The sequence below is a fragment of the Kribbella sp. NPDC055110 genome, assembly GCF_053607525.1.
Map to the genome: position 1 here is coordinate 125,168 of NZ_JBSGTS010000009.1, position 18,820 is coordinate 143,987.

An 18,820-nucleotide genomic window follows, 5' to 3' on the forward strand; every position below is an offset into this window, starting at 1 on the left:
GCCGGCGTTCGTAGAGAGCACGGTTGCGCGCGAAGGTTCGGTGGGCGAGGCGTGGCTCGCGGAGCTTCCCGGGATCGTCGACGAGCTGCTCGGACGCTGGGAGCTCGAGCGGGTCGGTGATGTGCTGCACGGTCAGGTCGGCGTTGTGGTGCCGGTCGCGGGTGATGCGGTGCTGAAGGTGTCGTTTCCGCATCCAGGCAACGTGCACGAGCCGGACGCCTTCGAGGCGTGGGACGGGCGCGGCGCGGTGAAGCTGTACGAGCGTGACGACGCCCGGTACGCGATGCTGCTCGAACGCGCGCACACGAGCACGCTGGTCGAGCACACCGGCGACGTCGCCACGATCGCCGGGGATCTGCTGCGCCAGTTGACGATCCCGGCGCCGGACGGCCTGCCCCGGATGTCGGAGCAGGCCGACGCCTGGACCGAGGAACTGCGCAAGGACGCGGCCGAGCTCGACCACCCGCTGCCTTCGTCGGTCGTCGACCAGGCGCTCGCGGTCGTCGACGAACTCTGCCGTGAACAGCCGGAGACCCTGGTCCACGGCGACTTCCACGCCCGCAACATCCTGCGCGCGGATCGCGAGCCCTGGCTGGTGGTCGATCCGAAGGGGTACGTCGGCGACCCGGCGTACGACGCCGCCATCTTCCTCCGCACCCGGGCCTACTACCTGCTGATCGGCGACGCTCTCGCCACGCACGATCTGCTGCCGCAGCTGCGGACCGAGCTCGGGCGATTCGCCGAGGCCTCCGGCGTCGACGCCGAACGCATCCGGCGCTGGACCCAGTTGATCGCCGTCCAGTCCTCGTTCTGGGGCCGCCGCCACGGCTACGGCCGAGCCCGCGGTGGCAGCGAACTCGACCGGTTGGTCCAGCTGGTCGACCAGGTCGCCATCGCCTGGAACTGATCCACGGCGATCGGGACACCTCAGCCCACAGGTGGCAGATCGAAGGCGTCGTTGGGGGTGCGCAGGAGCGCGACGCTGGCTCCGGCGAAGCCGACCGCAGTGACGACAAGCCCGATACCGGCGGCCACGTGCCCCGGCATGAACGGGTGGGTGAAGCCACCGACGGCGAGGGCGATCCCCATCCAGGCCGGCGCAACCCGGCTGCGCGCCAGAGCGATCCCCTGCAGCAACAGACCGACCGTGATGGCGAGGATGAAGAGCAGACTTCCGACGGCGAGGATCGGCAGGTTTTCCATCGCGGACCGCAGCTTCTCCATCGTCGCCGGATCCAGCCCTTCGTGGACCGTCAGGTATTCCGGTGTCACCGGACCACCCAGCAGGAACAACCCGGCTCCCAGACCGCCCATGGTGACGATGGCTCCGGCGGTCGACAGTCGGGGTACTCGCCGACGGGCAACCCACGCGACGGCGAAGGACGCCGGGACCAGCAGGAACCAGGGAAACTGCAGCCACTGCATGAGCTCGAACCGGCCCTGGTGCGCCGCGACCGCCGTGACCGTCTCATCGAACGGCGCGTCGCCGCCGACCGGGTTGATCAAGTAGACGATTCCCTGCAGCAGCATCGGCACCGGGGCGATCACGGCGAGCAGGACCCGCCAGAAGGCGCGCACGTCACGCGGTTTCCGTGCGGTCTTGGCGGCCTTCGAGGCTGTGGTGGACATGAGCATCTCCTTTGCGAGTGCGCTGCCGTCAGCGCTGGAGATCTCAGCGTCGGGCCGGATCGGCCCCAGATGGCAGGTTCGCAGCTCACACCTACCCCGGAGACCTTCCTGGATGCTCTGGGGGCAGACCCCTACCCGCCTGTGGGTCCGAGGTCTGATGATGGGCTCGTGGGCGCCAATCGGGAGGTCTCCGGCAGGACGGATCGCCGGCTGCGATCGGTGGCTCGCGCTGTGCTCGGGATGGCGTTGCTGGGAACCGTGGTCACCGTCGTCGCCGCGACGGCGTCCGGGTTGAGCTGGTCCCGGCTGGTCGATCTGTTTGTCGTCAGCAACGCCCTGATCGGGCTGTGCCTGGCCCTGGCGGGCTGGCCGATTGCTGACCGGCAGCCGCGAAACCTGGTCGGCTGGTCGCTCCTCATCGGTGGCTGCTGCTACGGCTCGACCGCGCTCGGGACCAGCGTGCTCGCCTGGTCAGGGGAGCCAAGCGCCTTCTGGCGGGAAGTTGCCACCGTGACGAACGGTGGCTGGACCTGGACCTTGGCGACGTTCCTGCCGCTGTCGCTCGTCCTCTTCCCCGACGGACGGCTGCCGGGCCGGCGCTGGCGCTGGGTCGTCGCCGTGCTCGTCGTCACTGGCGTCAGCTGGACCGCCGCCGCGGTGTTGGATCCCAACGGCGGACTGACGGCCGAGCTGGGCATTCCGGGATACCCGGCCTGGTCCGGGTTCCAGCAGATCGTCTGGCTTCAGGACGCGAGCGCGATCGGCCTCGCCGTCGGCTACCTGGCGGCTCTGACCGCGGTCGTCATCCGCTACCGGCGCGGCTCCGACCAAGTCCGCCGGCAGGTCCTCTGGTTGCTACTGGCAACGATCCTGATGGTCGCCTGCTTCGCGGTCACGACCGCGGCCGGCTCGGAGTCGCTGCTGCTCGGGGTACTGCCGATCCTGCTTGTCCCGGTGGCCGTGGCGGTCGCCATCCTGCGGTACCAGCTGCTCGACATCCGGCTGGTGGTCTCGCGATCGGTGCTGTACCTCCTGCTCACCGGCGCGGTCGTGGCCGCCTATCTGGCGCTCGTCCTCGTCCTGGACCGAACCGTCCGGCACCAGGTCTCGCTCAACTCGTCGGTCCTCGCCACCCTCGTGATCGCGCTCGCCTTCAACCCCGCACGGGTCTGGTTGCAGCGAACGATCCACCGGGCGTTCTACGGTGCGCGCCAGGATCCGGTACGGGCGATGGTCGAGGTCGGCGCCTCGCTCGGCGCAGTGGCCGACATAGGGGCCGACATAGGGGCCGACACCGTGTCCGGCGCCGGGCTGGACGGCGTACTCGACGCGTTGTGCCGGGTGATGCGCTTCCCGGCGGCAGCTGTGCTGGTCGACGGCAACCAGGTGTCGGTGTACGCCGAGTTGCCCGCGGCGCGGCATGCGATCGCGCTCAGGTCCGGTGCCGAGCGGCTTGGTGAGCTGGTCGTCGGTCTGCGACCGGGCGAACAGCGGCTCGATCCGGCCGACGAGCGAGTGCTGACGCTGCTGGCGGCTCCGCTCGCGGTGGCGGTGCGGGCCAGACGGCTGGCCGATCAGTTGCGGGACTCGCGGGAGCGGGCCATCAGCGGCCGCGAGGAAGAGCGCCGGCGGATCCGCCGCGATCTGCACGACGGGCTCGGTCCGGTGCTGACCGCGGTGGTCCTGAACGCCGAGGCGGCCTTGCGCCTGCTCGACACCGATCGCGAGCGGAGTTCGGTGCTGTTGGCACGCCTTCGCGACCTGACGATCGGGGCGGTCGAGGAGATCCGCCGGCTCGTGGACCAGTTGCGGCCGGCCGCGCTGGACGGGCTCGGTCTGGTCGGCGCCCTTCGTGAGTACGTGGCGGCCGCGGGCCCGCGCAGCGACGGTGGCGCACTCGGCATCACGGTGGACGCACCGCCCGAGCTCGGCGAACTGCCCGCGGCGGTAGAAGTCGCGACGTACCGGATTGTCACGGAGGCCTTGACGAACGTGATCCGGCACTCGAGTGCGACCACCGCCGGGGTCCGGCTGGCCGTCGAGCAAGATCGGCTCCGGCTGGAGGTGCGCGACAACGGGTTCAACGACGGGCCGGAGTGGCAACCCGGTGTCGGTCTCGCCTCCATCACCGAGCGGGCGGCCGAGCTCGGTGGCGAGTGCGACGTCCGGTACGACCGGACCGGGTGCACGGTCAGCGTCGTACTGCCCTTGGGGGCGTCCTTGCTCCAGGTGCGGCCATGACGCTGCGGATCGTGGTGGCCGACGACCACGGCATCGTGCGCGAAGGCCTCGGCGCCTTGCTGTCGGCGCACGACGGCTTCGAGTTGATCGGTACGGCGGCCAACGGCGACGAGGCGGTTCGAGCCGCCGTGATGCTGCATCCCGACGTACTGGTGATGGACATCCAGATGCCCGGACTGTCCGGGATCGACGCGACCAGCGAGATCGCCCGGGTCGCGCCCGACGTGGCGGTGCTCATGCTGACCATGTTCGACGACGACGAGTCGGTGTTCGCCGCGATGCGCGCCGGGGCCCAGGGATATGTGCTGAAGGGTGCAGCGCCGGACAACGTGATCCGGGCCATCGCCGCGGTCGCCGCGGGCGAAGCGATCTTCGGACCGGGGGTCGCTCGCCGGGCGCTGGCCTACCTGTCCGGACCGCGTGCCGACCAGCCGGCCTTTCCCGAGCTGACACCCCGCGAACGCGAGGTGCTGGACCTGATCGCCGGCGGCCTGGGCAACGCCGCGATCGCCGGCCGGCTCGGACTCGCGGTGGCGACGGTCGGCAACCACATCACCAGCATCTTCGCCAAGCTCCAGGTGGCCGGTCGCTCCGAGGCCATCATCCGGGCTCGCTCCGCCGGGCTCGGCGACCACTGAGCTGTTCGTGAGGTTGGCGCGCGAGTACCTGCCGCTGGACGAGGGCGGCGGCGCCGAGGAGGGCGGCGTCCGGGCCGGTGCGGGACGGGGCGACGTGCAGGTGGGTTGTGGCCAGGGGCAACGAGCGGGCGTAGATGGATTCCCGGAGGCCGGCCAGGAGGCTGTCACCGGCCTGCGACAGCGAGCCGCCGACCACGATCACCGACGGGTTGAGCAGGCTGACGGCCGCGGCGAGGACGGCGCCGATCTCGCGGCCGGCCTGGCGTACGGCGGTGGTCGCGCTGGTGTTGCCCGCGCGGACGAGCTCGACGATGTCCTGGCTGGTCTCGACGCCGAGCGTGGTGGCGAGTGCGGCCGCCGACGCGATCGCTTCCAGGCAGCCGGTGTTGCCGCAGCGGCAGAGTTCTGTGTGCCCGGGCGCCTGGATGTGGCCGATGTCGCCGGCCGCTCCTTGCGCGCCACGGTGCAACCGGCCGCCGCTGATGACGCCCGCTCCGATGCCGGTGGCAACCTTCACGAACAGCAGGTGCTCGACGTCCGGGTACGTCGTCGCGTGCTCGCCGAGCGCCATGATGTTCACGTCGTTGTCGACGAGCACAGGCCCGGGGAGCTCCCGGCTCAGTCGGCCGACCACGTCGTACGAGTCCCAGCCCGGCATGATCGGCGGATGGTTCGGCCGGCCTGTGCTGTGCTCGACCGGTCCGGGTAGTCCGACGCCGGTGCCGGCCAGATCGTCCGGTGATCGTTGGGCCTCGCGGAGCAGCGCGTGTCCTGCCTGCGCGACCGCATCGAGTACGACTTCGGGTCCTTCGGCGATCTTGAGCGGCGTCGTCGACCGGTGCAGGATCGCGCCGGTCAGATCGGTGAGCGCGACGGACAGGTGCGTCGCGCCGACGTCCGCGGCGAGAATCAGCCGTGCGGTCGGGTTGAACCGGAATCGCGCCGGCGGCCGGCCACCCGTCGACGCCGCCTCGCCCGACGGCACCACGAGCCCGTCCGCGAGCAACGCCTCGATCCGCCCGGTGACCGTGGACCGCGCGAGTCCGCTGCGTTCGATCAGCTCGGCGCGCGTCCGCGGTCGCCCGTCGAGGAGCAGCCGCAGCACCGCGTCCGCCGTACCGAGATCGCTCATGTGTCGGACTTTCGTCGTACTGGCCGTGGACTTTTGCTTGACAGGGTTCAAAAGGGTCCCATAGCGTCCTACGACGTGTCCACCAAACGGCTCAGGGTAGGAATCGTCGGCGGCGGCTTCATGGGTCAGGTGCACGGCAGGTCGGCGCTGGTCTCCGGCGCCACGGTCGTCGGTGCTGTTGGCTCGTCGCCTGCAAAAGCCGACGCGGCGGCTGAGGCGACCGGTGCGGAGCGTGGCTTCGCGACCCTCGACGAACTCCTCGCTGCGGACATCGACGCCGTCCATATCTGTACGCCGAACAACACGCATCGCGACGTCGCGCTGAAGGCTCTCGAAGCGGGCAAGCACGTGGTGTGCGAGAAGCCGCTCGCGACCTCGGTGCAGGACGCCGTCGGGCTCCATGCCGCCGCGGTCGAGGCCGGGCTGGTGGGCGCTGTGCCGTTCGTGTACCGGTACCACCCGATGGTCCGTGAGCTGCGCACCCGGATCGCCGCGGGCGACGCCGGCGTGATCACGAGCCTGCACGGCTCGTACCTGCAGGACTGGCTGGCCGGTGCGGACGACCAGAACTGGCGCGTGGACGACACGACCGGTGGACCGTCGCGGACGTTCGCCGACATCGGCTCGCACTGGTGCGACCTGACCGAGTTCGTCACCGGCGACCGGATCGCCGCGATCAGCGCCCAGCTGCGGACGGTACGGGCGCAGCGCGGCGGCGTCGACGTACGGACCGAAGACCTCGCCACGGCACAGTTCCGGACCGAGGCCGGTGTGGTCGGGACGATCGTGGTCAGCCAGGTCGCGGCGGGCCGGAAGAACCGGCTGTACCTGGAGGTCTCGGGCACCGAGTCGAGCTTCGGCTTCGACCAGGAGGACCCGGACCGCCTGTGGGTCGGCCGGCGCAAAGCTTCGGAGTTGCTGACCCGGGACCCCGAGACGCTCAGCCCGCCCGCCGCGCGGGTGAACCGGCTGCCGGCCGGGCATGCGCAGGGGTACCAGGACGCGTTCGACTCGTTCGTCGCCGACAGCTATGCCGCCGTACTGGGTGACCGCCCGGACGGCCTGCCCGATTTCGCCGCCGGAGCGCGGTCCGCTCGCGTGGTTGACGCCGTACTGCGGTCGGCTGCGAGCGACTCCGCCTGGACCACCGTCGACAATTCTTAGGAGTCTGTGAGATGCCACGCCCGATCACGCTGTTCACCGGTCAGTGGGCCGATCTGCCGTTCGAGGAGGTCTGCCAGTTCGCGTCCGAGGCCGGGTACGACGGCGTCGAGATCGCCTGCTCCGGTGACCACTTCGACGTCCAGCAGGCCGTCGACGACGACTCGTACGTCCAGGGCCGCAAGGACATCCTGGAGAAGTACAACCTGCAGGTCTTCGCGATCTCCAACCACCTGGTGGGGCAGGCGGTCTGCGACGACCCGATCGACTTCCGGCACCAGGCGATCGTGCCGTCCCGGATCTGGGGCGACGGCGACGCGGAAGGTGTCCGGCAGCGGGCCGCGGAGGACCTGAAGAACACCGCGCGGGCGGCGGCGAAGCTCGGCGTGAAGACCGTCATCGGCTTCACCGGTTCGTCGATCTGGCAGTATGTCGCGATGTTCCCGCCGGTGCCCGCGGAGCGGATCGAGGCCGGCTACAAGGACTTCGCCGACCGCTGGAACCCGATCCTCGACGTCTTCGACGAGGAGGGTGTCCGGTTCGCGCACGAGGTGCACCCGTCGGAGATCGCGTACGACTACTGGACCACCACGCTCACCCTCGAAGCGATCGGCCACCGCGAGGCGTTCGGCCTGAACTGGGACCCGTCGCACATGGTGTGGCAGGACATCGACCCGGTCGCGTTCCTCTGGGACTTCAAGGACCGGATCTACCACGTGGACTGCAAGGACACCCGGATGCGGGTCGGCGGCGGCCGCAACGGCCGGCTCGGCTCGCACCTGCCGTGGGGCGACCCGCGCCGCGGCTGGGACTTCTACTCCACGGGGCACGGCGACGTGCAGTGGGAGGACTGCTTCCGGGTGCTGAACTCGATCGGCTACGACGGCCCGATCTCGGTCGAGTGGGAGGACGCCGGCATGGAGCGCAAGGTCGGTGCGGCCGAGGCCGTCAACGTCATCCGCGCGCTCGCCTTCGACAAGCCCGAAGCCGCCTTCGACGCCGCCTTCGCCACGGACAAGTAACCCTCCTAGGAGGGTTGCCCCCGCTAGAAGCATCCTCCTAGGAGGGTTTTGCCCCGTCAGCCGGGTGAAACCCTCCTAGGTCGTTCACGCAGGGCGGGTGTCGCGGCCGGCTACGAAGCCGAGAGTTACTTGTACGGCGGCCAGGGCCGCGAACACGCTCAGCGTCGTACGCCAGCCGCCGGTCACCTGGGTCAGGTAGCCCGCGACGACCGGACCGGCAGCGGCCAGCGTGTAGCCGACTGCCTGCGCCATCCCGGACAGCTGCGTGGTTTCGTGATGGCCGCGACCGCGGAGGCTGATCAGCGAGAGCGCGGCGACCAGTCCGGCGCCCTGACCCAGTCCGCCGACGACCGCCCAGACGATCGCCAGGTGCGGCGCCAGCAGAAGTCCTAGCAGTGCTAGCAGAATCGGCGTACTCGCGGTCATCAAGCCGGCTCGCTGGTTCGTCGGATGCTTCAGCAGCAACGGGATGCTGAGCCCGCCGATCAGGCCGAACACCTGGAAGACGAACAGGTGTACGCCGGTAGCGCGCTCGGACACGCCGCCCGTCGAGATCTCGATTGTGGGCAGCCAGTTCACGAACAGGTAGAAGCTCGTGGACTGGAGCCCCATGAATCCGGTGACCAGCCACGCCATCGGCTGCCGCCAAACGCTCACAGGGGGAGTGCCGCCGTCCGAAGTTGCCAGGGGCATCGGCTCCGGGGACAGGGTCCGCGGCAGCCAGATCACGGCGACCAGTACGGCGAGGACGCCCCAGACCGCCAGTGACAGCCGCCAGTCGACGGCGTCGGCGATCGGTACGGCGAGGATCGAGGCGATCGCGGCGCCGCCGGTGATGAAGGCCGTGTAGACGCCGGTCGCACGGGAGACGTTTCCGGCGTAGTCGCGCTTGATGATGACCGGCACTAGTACGTTGCCCACCGCGATCGCGGCGCCGACCACCGCCGTACCGATCCACAGACCGGCGTGACCTGTGTACGGGCGGAGTGCGCTGCTCGCCGCGAGCACCAGGAGCGAGACGAACACCGCCCGCTCCATCCCGAACCGTCGCGACGCGAGGTGGACCAGGGGAGAGGCGACCGCGAACGCGAGCAGCGGCAGCGTGCCCAGCAGACCCTGCGCGGCCTCACCGAGGTGCAGATCGAGCCCTATCCGCGGCAGCACCGGACCGACCGCGGTCAGTGCCGGCCTGAGGCTCAGCGCGACCACGAAGGCGGTGGCGGTGATCAGCGCCGACCGCTCTCGAGCCATTGGTTCGGTCAGTACCGCCACAACACACCTCTCTCTTGTGCAGATGTCCTACATTTACATCCTACGCTATTCTCTTGGTGTGTCTCTCAACGAGCCGGTGCGGCAGGTGCCGCTGGTGCTGCAGGTCTCGGGGCAGTTCCGGGCGCAGATCGAGTCCGGGGCCTGGCCGCGCGGGTCGCGGATCCCCGGCGAGAATCAGCTCGCGAGCGAGCTCGGGGTCAGCCGCGGGACAGTGCGGGAGGCGTTGCGTTCGCTGAGTTTGACGGGGCTGCTGGAGCCGCGCGTCGGCGACGGCACGTACGTGCGGGCGACCAACGAGATCAGCGGCGTACTGGTCAGGGACGAGCTCTCAGCGTCGCTCACGCACGTCCTCGACGCCCGCGCCGGCATCGAGGCGGCCGCGGCTCGGCTGGCCGCTCAGCACGCGGATCCGGCCAGTCTGACGCCGCTGTCCGACGCGCTCGAGGCTCGTGGCGCGGCGTTGGCGGCGGGGGACCTCGACGCGTTCGTGGCCGTCGACACGGACTTCCACCGCGGCGTCGTCATCGCGAGTGGGAACCCGTTGCTGCTGCGGTTGTACGACGCACTCGCCGAGGTCCTCGCCGAGTCGATCCGGGAAACCGCGACGATCCCCGAGGACCATCGGATCCTCGACGCGCACATCGACGTACTGGAGGCGATCCGGGCGGGTGATCCCGAGGCGGCGAGTCAGGCGTCGTACGCGCTGATCGAGTCCGTCAAGGTAGCGGGATCCGGCCAGTAGTAGCGGAAGCATTTGGGTCGGCCGTTGAGGCGGCGCGGTTCACCACCCGGCGGCGGAACCTCCTGGCGGTCACCCTTGATGCCTCCACGTGCTTCGTAGAAGCCTTGTGCGGCGGTGTTCTGCTCAAGCACCCACAGGTAGATCCCGGTTTCCAGCACGGTCTCGGCCGTGAGTGCGAGCAGCCGCGTGCCGATGCCTTGCCGCTTGAGCGGTGCGCGTACGTGCAGGTTGTCGACCAGTGCCCCGTACGTCGGATCCGCGTCGAACACCACGTGCGCGAGTCCGATCAGTTCCCCGTCGTACTCCGCGACCGTCGTCCGCGTCCTCTCCCGCGCCGCGAGCCGCTTGGCCCACATCGATCCCAGGTACTCGGGCGACTCGTCGTCGAGGAACCCGTCCGCGTAGGCACCCCGGTAATGCCGCCGCCAACTGTCCCCGTGCAACTCGGCAACCGCCGCCGCGTCAGCTGGTCCAGCCACCCGAAATGTCGTCACCTGACGATTCGTATCACCGCCTGAGCGCCTCACCTGGAGCTGTCCGCCAGGTGATTAAGCCGGCCGCAGCGGACAGCCGGTGCCGATGCGTTCGGTCAGGTCGGCCCGAAGGGTGGTCAGCTCGGCCATCCCGCCGGCCGACACCATCCAGACGCTGTACGCGAACCTGATGGGTTCGGTTGTGGTGGTCTGGGCACTCTTGCGCCTCTTCCGGACCTTGCCGCTGCACGGTTTGTACGACGGCATTGCGCGGGTGCTGTTTGCGTGCTGGCAGGCGTACGCGTTGGCGCAGGGCGCTTCCAAGATCCTCGTGGGGTTCCTGGTGGTGGAGGTCAGCTTTGGAGTGGTTCAGCTCCTGCCCTGGCTGGCCGGCCTGTTGCGAGGACGCGAGCGAACACGGCCAGCCCAGCCGCCAGTGCGGTGACGACGATGAACGACATGGTCAGGCTGCTGGCCTGGGCGATGCCGCCGATGATCGACGGAGCAACCAGGCCGGACGCGTAGGTGATCGTGGCGACGCCGGCGATCGCATGGCTCGAGTTGCCGTCGGCGTGGCCGGCGGCGGCGAAGGCCAGCGGTACGACGACTGCGATGCCGATGCCGATCAGGCCGAAGCCCGTCATCGCGAGGATCGCGTTCGGGGCGACGACGACGAGCAGACCGCCGAGCGTCGCGATCACGCCGCTCCACCGCACCGTCCGGACCGCGCCGAACCGGTCGACGACCGAATCGCCGGTGATCCGCGCGATCGCCATCGTCAACGCGAACCCCGTCGTCGCACCGGCCGCGACGCCCGCCGAGCTGTCCAGGACGTCGCGCAGGTACACGGCCGACCAATCCAGGCTCGCGCCCTCCGCGAACACCGCGCAGAACCCGACCGCCCCGATCAGCAACGCCGACTTCGGTGGCAACGCGAACCGCGCCGGCGGCTCCTCGTCGTCCTCGGGATGGATGTTCAGCACGAACTGGCACACCACCGCGCCGACGACGGTCAGTACGACGGCCGCGACCGCGTGATGGATCTGCGCGCTGAGATTCGCATGCGCCGCGATCGTCCCGACCGCGGATCCGAGCAGCGCGCCGACACTCCACAGGCCGTGCAGCCCGGACATGATCGACTTCTTCAGCCGGTGCTCGACCTCGACGCCGAGCGCGTTCATCGCGACATCGGCCATCCCCGCCGCACCGCCGTAGATCAGCAGTGCGGCGCACAACGTCAGCAAGCCCGGGGCGAACGACGGCAGGATCAGCGCGAGTGTCCAGAGTGCGAGTAGCCCGCGCAGCGCGGTGCGGGTCCCGAACCGGTGACTGACCCGGGCGGCGAGCGGCATCATCAACGCCGCCCCGAGCGCCGGGAACGCGAGCGCCAGACCGAGCTGGCCCGCGGACACCCCCGCGTGCTCCTGGATCCAGGGCACCCGGGTCGCGAACGACCCGGTCACCGATCCGTGCACGCAGAAGACGGCGGCCACGGCGTACCGCGACCGCTTGACGATGGTGGTGTCTTCAGTCACAAGCAAACACACTATCTGTTTGAACGATCAGGCGGATGGTAGTTTTTTGCGCATGAGAAGTGCGGAACGGCACCAAGTGATCGTAGAACGACTACGAGTCGTTGACCGAGTGTCGGTCCAGGAACTGGTCGAAGCGACCGAGGCCTCGGACATGACGGTCCGCCGCGACCTCGAATTCCTGGCGGCGCAGGGCGTCCTGAAGCGCGTCCACGGCGGCGCGGTGTCCGCGATGCCGTCCGGCCTGGAGCCGCCGCACTCGCTGCGCGCCCAGGCCGCGGTCGCCGCCAAACAGGCGATCGCCCGCGCCGCCGTCGAGCATCTCCGCGACGGCGAGACGATCGTGCTCGACAGCGGTACGACGGCACTCGAGACCGCGAAGCTGCTGCACGACCGCGCGTTGACGGTGATGCCGCTCTCGCTGCACATCGCGCACGAACTGGCCGACGCGCCGCGGATCCGGCTGCTGATGCCGGGCGGCGAGGCGCGCAAGGGCGAGCTGTCGCTGGTCGGTCCGCTGACCCTTGCCTCGCTGCGGGCGCTGCGGTTCGACGCCGCCGTACTGAGCCCGTGCGCGTTCAGCCTCGATGCGGGGCTGACCGCGTTCGACCTGGGGGACGCGGAGGTCAAGCAGGAGGCGATGAACGTTGCCACCCGCACCATCGTGCTCGCCGACGGCGCCAAGTGGGACCGCGCCGCCCTCGCCTACGTCTGCCCGGCCGATCGGCCCGACCTGATCATCACCGACGACTCCGCACCCGAGGACCAACGAACGATGCTGACCCAACGTGGCGTACTGGTAGAGGTGGCCTCTTGACTGCTCTGTTGGAGACCGCACCGCCCCGAGCCGCTCGGGTCGCCACCTGGTTGTACTTCGGGCTGAACGGATTCGCCGTCGGGATGTGGGTCGTGCACATCCCGAGCATCGAGCAGAAGACCGGGATCACGCACAGCACCCTCGGGCTGCTCCTGCTGGTCCTCGGCGGCGCCGCGTTCATCGGCATGCAGGTCGCCGGGCCGCTCGTCGACAAACTCGGTCAACGGCGGCTCGTCCCGGCGGCCGGCGTACTGCTCGGCATCGCGCTGGCCGGCCCCGGCCTGGCCACGAACTGGTGGACGCTGGGGCTCACGCTGATCCTCGTCGGCTTCGGCAACGGTTCGATCGACGTCGGGATGAACGCGCAGGCCGTCGTGGTCGAGCGCGGCTACCCGCGACCGATCATGGCCGCCTTCCACGCGATGTGGTCGATCGGCGGCGCGATCGCCGCCGTCATCGGCGCGGCCACGCTGCGGGCCGGCGTACCGACCGAGGTCACGCTCGGCCTGGCGGGCCTGATCTGCATTCTTGTTGCGCTGGTCGCCAGTCGGTTCTTGCTGGAGGCAACTGTTCCTGAGGTGGATGGGGACGAGGGGGAGCCGCGGGAGAAGCCACCGGCCAAGCTGGTCTGGGCGCTCGGCGGACTCGCGTTCGGCCTGATGCTGTCCGAGGGGGTGGCCAACGACTGGGCCGCGCTGCACTTCCGCGACATCCTCGGCACCTCGGTCAGTACGGCGGCCTTCGCGTACGGCGCGTTCGCGGTCGCGATGACCGTGGGACGATTCCTCACCGACCGGGTCGCTGCTGTGGTCGGGCCGGCGGCGATCGTGCGTTGGGGCGCCGCGATGGCCGCGGTCGGTCTGACCCTGGTGATCGTCGTACCGTGGGTGCCCGTCGCGCTCGTCGGCTGGGCGATCTTCGGCCTCGGCCTCGCGGGCGGCGTACCGCAATTGTTCACCGCGGCGGGCAACCTCGACCCGCGGTCGTCCGGTGCGTTGATGGCGCGCGTGGTCGGACTCGGGTACGTCGGCCTGCTCGCCGGTCCCGCACTGATCGGCGGCCTCGCGCACTGGATGCCGCTGAACATCGCGTTCATCCTGCCGGTCGTGCTCTGCGTGCTGACGTTCTTCGGCGGACCGGTCCTCAAAGATCCTGCCACGAGGTGACACCTGCGGCGCGCCGGTTCCACCTCTCGTGGACGTCAGTCGATTGGTTGCCGAGGGCACCGGTAGCAGGGTATTCGCGCACTGGGAGTGCGTCATTGCACCAGCCGACCGCGCGGTGGGGTAAGAAATCGTGACTCAGTGACGAATAGTTTCCCAGCGTCCGCGGTCGACCGGCGCGAGTGCTCTGGTCGACACCGGTGAGCGCGGGCGATGCATGGTCCGGGGAGTTCTACCCACCTGGAACGACCAGCAGAAGTCCCCACACGGCCAAGCCGGCAGTCACCCCCGACGGACCAACGGCGCGGACCACTAGATCGAAGCGCTAAGGGCCTGCTCGAGGTCGGTCCAGAGGTCGGCGGGGTGTTCGATGCCGACGGAGAGGCGGATCAGGTCCTCGGGGATCGTCGGGACCTCGATCGGCCAGCGACGGCGGCGTTCCAGCATCGACTCGACGCCGCCGAGGCTGGTCGCGTGCACCCACAGTTCGGTGCTCTCGCAGACCTTCTGGGCGCCGGCCGCGTCGCCGCCGAGCTCGAACGCGAGGATCGCGCCGAAGCCGGACATCTGCGCCGCGGCACGGTCGTGGCCCGGGTCGTCCGGCAGGCCGGGGTAGCGGACCCGGCTGACCCGCGGATGCGCGCACAGCCGCTCGGCCAGGAACGCGGCGTTCGACTGAGCCCGCTCCAGCCGGAGCGCGAGGGTGCGCAGGCCGCGCAACGCGAGCCAGGCCTCCATCGGGCCCGGGATCGCACCGAGGCTGCGGCGACGCAGGTCGATCGCCGACCACAGGTCGTCGTCCGCGGTGACGACCGCGCCGAGCAGGACGTCCGAGTGACCCGCGATGAACTTGGTTGCCGAGTGCATCACGACGTCCGCACCGAGCCTCAGCGGCTGCTGGAGCAGGGGAGTCGCGAACGTGTTGTCGACGACGACTGTCGCGCGGGCGGCATGACCTGCCGCGGCGAGGGCCGGGATGTCGGCGACCTCCATCGCCGGGTTCGTCGGCGACTCGATCCAGAGCATGTCGGCGCCGGCGACGGCTTGCACGGCCGCGTCCGTGTCGGCGATGTCGACCCGGTCCACCTTCAGCCGGCCCGTTGCGGCCTGCTGGTCGAGGAGCGCCAGTACGCCGGAGTACGCGTGCTGCGGCGCGACCACCCGGCCGCCCACCGGGACCAGGTCGACGAGGGCCGCGGCGGCCGCCATCCCGGACGCGAACGTCAGCCCGCGTCCACCCTCCAGCTGTCCGAGGGTCTCCTCGAGCGCGGTCCAGGCGTCGTTGCCGAACCGCCCGTATCCACGGTCCCCGCCGGCAACGTACGTCGAGCTGAAGACCGGGGACCCGCCGACGGGAGCATTCGGCACCCGCGCCGGCCGACCTGCGTGAACGACGACAGTGGACGGATCGAGGTCAGGAGTCATACCCCGAATTGTCCCTACCCGCCGAGTGATCGCGTGGAGCGGGTCAGGCGTCTGCGCACCGCGCGGGGTCAGGCGTGGTGTGCGTCGGATGGGTTAGGCGCCCTGTGCGCCACGCGGGGTTAGGCGACCTTGTGCACCGCGCGGGGTCAAATGTCCTGGGCGCCGGGGAGTGGGACGCCGCCGGTGCAGAGCAGGCGCATCGCCTGCCGGGCGAGTAACTTCACGTCAACGGTGTCCGGAGTCTCGACCCAGACTTGGACGACCGTCTCGATGATGTTCATCGCGATCCCCGCGGACAGTCCGGCGACGAACTCCGAGCGGCGCGGGTCGTCCGTGGGCAGCCGGCGTACCAGCTCGTCGGCGAGGTCGGTGCGGAAGCGCCAGATCAGCTCGTTGAGGTGGGCGCTCACCGACCCGGTCTGGTCGGCCAGGTCGTACACCGCGCGGATGCGGTCCGGGTTGCGCTCGAGTTGTTCAAGGACCCGCTCGATCACCGCCCGCAGGCCGTCCGGCAGGTCCATCGCGGGTTGCTTGTGGAACCAGTCGACCGCGTCGGCCAGGCAGTCGTCGACGAACTCGAGGACCAGCCCCTCCTTGGTCGGGAAGTACCGGTACAGCGTGCTCGGCCCGACCTCGGCCGCCGCCGCGATCTGCTCGACCGTCGTCCGGCCGAACCCGTTGTCGCTGAACAGCTCGAACGCCTTGTCCGCGATCAGCCGGCGGGTCCGCTCCCGCTTCACCTCGCGCAGTCCCATCAGCACCTCCGCGGGCAGGGTATCGCCTCCGACGCGCCGCAGCCTGTTCCTGATCGGAAGCGTCAGTCATATGGTAGTCACTACCAAAATCCATGGAGAGGGCACGCGATGACCGAGAGCTTTCCCGTCCGCAGGCCGTCCGGTTGCCCGTTCGATCCGGCGCAGGAGTACGCCGCGTTCCGCCGTACTGAGGCGCCCGCGAAGGTGTCCACGCCGGCCGGTGTCGACGCGTACGTGATCAGCAGGTACGACGACGTCCGCACCCTGCTCCGGGACAGCCGGCTGAGTTCGCGGCTGGCGCCGTCCGATCACGTCGTACCGGATGCGGATCTGGACCGGGAGGTGGAGCCGGGGTCGATCCTGCAGGTGGACGGGGCCGCGCACAAACGTCTGCGCCGGCTGCTGGCAACCGAGTTCGCGGTCAAGCGGATGGAGGCGATGCGGCCGCGGATCGCGTCGATGATCGAGTCGCGGATCGACGCGATGCTGGCGAGTGGCGGACCGGTGGATCTGGTGCACGAGTTCGCGTTGCCGATCCCGTCGCTGGTGATCTGCGAACTGCTGGGCGTTCCGTACGCGGACCGCGACGAGTTCCAGCAGCGGAGCGCCCTGCTCGTCCGGGTCGACGGGTGGACCGACGAGATCGGGCGGGCCGGCGACGACCTGAACCAGTACATCGTCGGGCTGGTGCTGGCGAAACAGTCGCATCGCGAAGACGACCTGCTGTCTCGGCTGATCACCCGCGGCGAGGAGCTCGGTACGCCGCTGAGCCTGGAGGAGCTCGTGACGGTCGGGGTGACGCTGCTGATCGCCGGCCACGAGACGACCGCGAACATGATCGCGCTCAGCACGCTAGCGCTGCTAGCGAATCCGGCGCAGCTCGATGCGCTGCGGGCCGATCCGTCGCTCGCACCGGCCGCGGTCGAGGAGCTGCTGCGGTACCTGTCCGTGGTGCACTTCGGACTGTTCCGGTACGTGACCGACGACCTGCCCGTCGGCCCGTTGACGATCGACGCCGGCGGATACCTGATCGCGGCGCTCTCCTCGGCCAACCGCGACGCGAGCGTGTTCCCGGACCCGGACCGGCTGGATCTCGAGCGGAACGCCGCGGCGCATGTGGCGTTCGGGTTCGGCCCGCACCAGTGCATCGGGCAACAACTCGCGCGGGTCGAGCTGCAGGAGGTGTTCACGCGGCTGTTCGCGCGCATTCCGACGCTGCGACTCGCCGTACCGTTCGAAGAGATCGACTACCGAGACAACACGCTCGTGTACGGAGTGACAGCGTTGCCAGTCACCTGGGACGAGCCGCTACCCACTGCGATCTGAAGGGTTCTTAACCGAACCCAGGTCGGAACCTGATCCCGGGGCCGCTACAGTCGAGCCGGTGAGTGAGTACTCGGAAAGTCAGCGAAAGCCCCGTGTCGCCGTCGTGTTCGGCGGCCGGTCGAGCGAGCACGCCATCTCGTGCGTGACCGCCGCGAACGTCCTGCAGGTCATCGACCGGGACAAGTACGACGTGGTCCCGGTCGGCATCAGTACCAGCGGGCACTGGGTGCTCGAGAGCGGCGACCCCGAGCGGCTGTCGATCACCGACGGCAAGCTCCCCGAGGTCGACGTGACCGCGATGCCGGTGCTGTTCGGCGCGAACCGCGAACTCGTGGTCAGCGAACCCGACCAGGTGCCGAGCACGCTCGGCGAGGTCGACGTGGTCTTCCCGCTGCTGCACGGCCCGTGGGGTGAGGACGGCACCATCCAGGGCCTGCTCGAGATGTCCGACATCCGGTACGTCGGTTCCGGCGTCCTCGCGAGCGCCGTCGGCATGGACAAGCACTACATGAAGGTCGTCTTCCAGGCGGCCGGGCTCGACGTCACGCCGTACGTCGTGATTCGCGACCGGGACTGGATCCGGGACCCCGACGCCTGCCGCACGGCGGTCGACGCGCTCGGCTACCCGGTGTTCGTGAAGCCGGCCCGCGGCGGGTCGAGCCTGGGTATCAGCAAGGTGAACAGCCTCGACGAGCTCGACGAAGCGGTCGCGGTGGCGCGGGCGCACGACCCGAAGGTGATCGTCGAGGCGTCGGCGAAGAGCCCGCGGGAGATCGAGATCGGCGTCCTCGGCGGCCTGAACGGCGGCAACCCGGAGGTCAGCGTCTGCGGCGAGATCTCGGTCTCGGGCGGCGGGCACGACTTCTACGACTTCGAGACCAAGTACCTGCCGGAGGGCGAGGAGTACACGGCGCTCTCGGTCCCGGCCGACCTGCCTGCGGAGATCGCGGACGAGGTCCGCGCGAAGGCGCTGATCGCCTTCGACGCGATCGAGGCCGAAGGGCTGGCGCGGGTCGACTTCTTCTTGGACGCCGACAACCGCGTGATCATCAACGAGATCAACACCATGCCCGGGTTCACCCCGACCAGCATGTTCCCGCGGCTATGGGCAGCCTCCGGCAAGGACTACGCAGCCCTCGTAGAGCACCTCCTCACCCTAGCCATGACCCGCCCCACCGGCCTCCGCTGACCTCTGCCCGTCACCACGCAACACGGCGCCGTCCCGAGAACCGACGGCGCCACACTGCCCGTCAAGCGCATCCCATACGCCGCCCCACCCATCGCCCCGAACCGCTCCCACCCGCCGGACCCATGTACCGCGCCCCGTGACGCCAGTGCACAGGAACTGGTCCGAGTGCACAGGAAATAACCTGTCCACCAACCCCGCCACGCAGGCATCGCCCCGCCACGTGCGCACCGCCCGGCCACGCAAGCAGCTTCCCGGTACGGGGCACTGGCCCCCGCCACACGTGTCCGCTGACGTTGCGCGCCC

At 69.7% G+C, this 18,820-nt stretch carries 18 protein-coding genes; 10 read left to right on the forward strand and 8 right to left on the reverse strand.

Annotation, left to right across the window (positions count from 1 at the left end; all coding sequences use genetic code 11):
* The first annotated feature begins 40 nt into the window (after positions 1–40).
* Entirely contained in the window at positions 41–907 is an 867-nt protein-coding gene (locus tag ACWF0M_RS16615; RefSeq protein WP_452236534.1) for an aminoglycoside phosphotransferase family protein, read from the forward strand.
* 20 nt (positions 908–927) lie between these two features.
* Here ACWF0M_RS16615 and ACWF0M_RS16620 read toward each other — a convergent pair whose 3' ends face one another.
* Positions 928–1,629, reverse strand: a complete 702-nt coding sequence (locus tag ACWF0M_RS16620; protein ID WP_452236535.1) for a hypothetical protein — start codon at positions 1,627–1,629, stop codon at positions 928–930.
* Between the two features lie 168 nt (positions 1,630–1,797).
* On the opposite strand from ACWF0M_RS16620, the gene ACWF0M_RS16625 reads away from it, so the two are divergent.
* Together ACWF0M_RS16625 and ACWF0M_RS16630 are read left to right on the forward strand one after the other, a co-directional pair.
* Entirely contained in the window at positions 1,798–3,870 is a 2,073-nt protein-coding gene (locus tag ACWF0M_RS16625) for a sensor histidine kinase (RefSeq protein WP_452236536.1), read from the forward strand.
* Entirely contained in the window at positions 3,867–4,508 is a 642-nt protein-coding gene (locus tag ACWF0M_RS16630) for a response regulator (protein ID WP_452236537.1), read from the forward strand. The genes ACWF0M_RS16625 and ACWF0M_RS16630 overlap by 4 nt, the downstream gene beginning before the upstream one ends.
* Here the strand turns inward: ACWF0M_RS16630 and ACWF0M_RS16635 are convergent.
* Positions 4,471–5,640: an ROK family protein gene (locus ACWF0M_RS16635; RefSeq protein ID WP_452236538.1), complete on the reverse strand. Its 1,170-nt coding sequence runs from the start codon at positions 5,638–5,640 to the stop codon at positions 4,471–4,473. The genes ACWF0M_RS16630 and ACWF0M_RS16635 overlap by 38 nt on opposite strands.
* A 75-nt stretch (positions 5,641–5,715) precedes the next feature.
* Between ACWF0M_RS16635 and ACWF0M_RS16640 the strand changes: the two genes are divergently transcribed.
* Together ACWF0M_RS16640 and ACWF0M_RS16645 are read left to right on the forward strand one after the other, a co-directional pair.
* The gene (locus ACWF0M_RS16640; RefSeq protein ID WP_452236539.1) at positions 5,716–6,804 is read left to right on the forward strand and encodes a Gfo/Idh/MocA family protein; all 1,089 of its coding nucleotides are present in this window, start codon (positions 5,716–5,718) and stop codon (positions 6,802–6,804) included.
* 11 nt (positions 6,805–6,815) lie between these two features.
* A complete protein-coding gene (locus ACWF0M_RS16645; RefSeq protein ID WP_452236540.1) occupies positions 6,816–7,823 on the forward strand; it encodes a sugar phosphate isomerase/epimerase family protein in 1,008 nt (335 codons plus the stop codon).
* Positions 7,824–7,907: 84 nt separating this feature from the next.
* Here the strand turns inward: ACWF0M_RS16645 and ACWF0M_RS16650 are convergent, their stop codons facing one another.
* Positions 7,908–9,074, reverse strand: coding sequence for a CynX/NimT family MFS transporter (locus ACWF0M_RS16650; RefSeq protein ID WP_452236541.1), 1,167 nt, complete (start codon positions 9,072–9,074; stop codon positions 7,908–7,910).
* 79 nt (positions 9,075–9,153) lie between these two features.
* Here ACWF0M_RS16650 and ACWF0M_RS16655 point away from each other — a divergent pair, with 79 nt between their 5' ends.
* Complete coding sequence (locus tag ACWF0M_RS16655) at positions 9,154–9,837, forward strand: FadR/GntR family transcriptional regulator (RefSeq protein WP_452236542.1); 684 nt, start codon at positions 9,154–9,156, stop codon at positions 9,835–9,837.
* On the opposite strand, the gene ACWF0M_RS16660 is transcribed toward ACWF0M_RS16655, so the two are convergent.
* The 3 genes from ACWF0M_RS16660 to ACWF0M_RS16670 all read right to left on the reverse strand — a co-directional run bounded on the left by ACWF0M_RS16660 (position 9,783) and on the right by ACWF0M_RS16670 (position 11,845).
* Positions 9,783–10,331, reverse strand: coding sequence for a GNAT family N-acetyltransferase (locus tag ACWF0M_RS16660; protein WP_452236543.1), 549 nt, complete (start codon positions 10,329–10,331; stop codon positions 9,783–9,785). The genes ACWF0M_RS16655 and ACWF0M_RS16660 overlap by 55 nt on opposite strands.
* Before the next feature lie 54 nt (positions 10,332–10,385).
* On the reverse strand, positions 10,386–10,577 hold the full coding sequence (locus tag ACWF0M_RS16665; protein ID WP_452236544.1) for a hypothetical protein: 192 nt from the start codon (positions 10,575–10,577) through the stop codon (positions 10,386–10,388).
* A gap of 86 nt (positions 10,578–10,663) precedes the next feature.
* Entirely contained in the window at positions 10,664–11,845 is a 1,182-nt protein-coding gene (locus ACWF0M_RS16670) for an MFS transporter (protein ID WP_452236545.1), read from the reverse strand.
* Positions 11,846–11,897: 52 nt separating this feature from the next.
* Here ACWF0M_RS16670 and ACWF0M_RS16675 point away from each other — a divergent pair, with 52 nt between their 5' ends.
* Together ACWF0M_RS16675 and ACWF0M_RS16680 are read left to right on the forward strand one after the other, a co-directional pair.
* Entirely contained in the window at positions 11,898–12,659 is a 762-nt protein-coding gene (locus ACWF0M_RS16675) for a DeoR/GlpR family DNA-binding transcription regulator (RefSeq protein WP_452236546.1), read from the forward strand.
* A complete protein-coding gene (locus tag ACWF0M_RS16680; RefSeq protein WP_452236547.1) occupies positions 12,656–13,825 on the forward strand; it encodes an MFS transporter in 1,170 nt (389 codons plus the stop codon). Before ACWF0M_RS16675 ends, ACWF0M_RS16680 begins: the two co-directional genes overlap by 4 nt.
* A gap of 309 nt (positions 13,826–14,134) precedes the next feature.
* Here the strand turns inward: ACWF0M_RS16680 and ACWF0M_RS16685 are convergent, their stop codons facing one another.
* Together ACWF0M_RS16685 and ACWF0M_RS16690 are read right to left on the reverse strand one after the other, a co-directional pair.
* A complete protein-coding gene (locus tag ACWF0M_RS16685; RefSeq protein WP_452236548.1) occupies positions 14,135–15,247 on the reverse strand; it encodes a trans-sulfuration enzyme family protein in 1,113 nt (370 codons plus the stop codon).
* A gap of 146 nt (positions 15,248–15,393) precedes the next feature.
* Complete coding sequence (locus tag ACWF0M_RS16690) at positions 15,394–16,002, reverse strand: TetR/AcrR family transcriptional regulator (RefSeq protein ID WP_452236549.1); 609 nt, start codon at positions 16,000–16,002, stop codon at positions 15,394–15,396.
* Between the two features lie 108 nt (positions 16,003–16,110).
* Between ACWF0M_RS16690 and ACWF0M_RS16695 the strand changes: the two genes are divergently transcribed.
* Positions 16,111–17,328 carry a cytochrome P450 gene (locus ACWF0M_RS16695; protein ID WP_452236550.1) on the forward strand — a complete coding sequence of 406 codons (1,218 nt, stop codon included), beginning with the start codon at positions 16,111–16,113 and terminating at the stop codon, positions 17,326–17,328.
* 58 nt (positions 17,329–17,386) lie between these two features.
* On the forward strand, positions 17,387–18,517 hold the full coding sequence (locus ACWF0M_RS16700; RefSeq protein WP_452236551.1) for a D-alanine--D-alanine ligase family protein: 1,131 nt from the start codon (positions 17,387–17,389) through the stop codon (positions 18,515–18,517).
* The last annotated feature ends 303 nt before the right edge of the window (positions 18,518–18,820 follow it).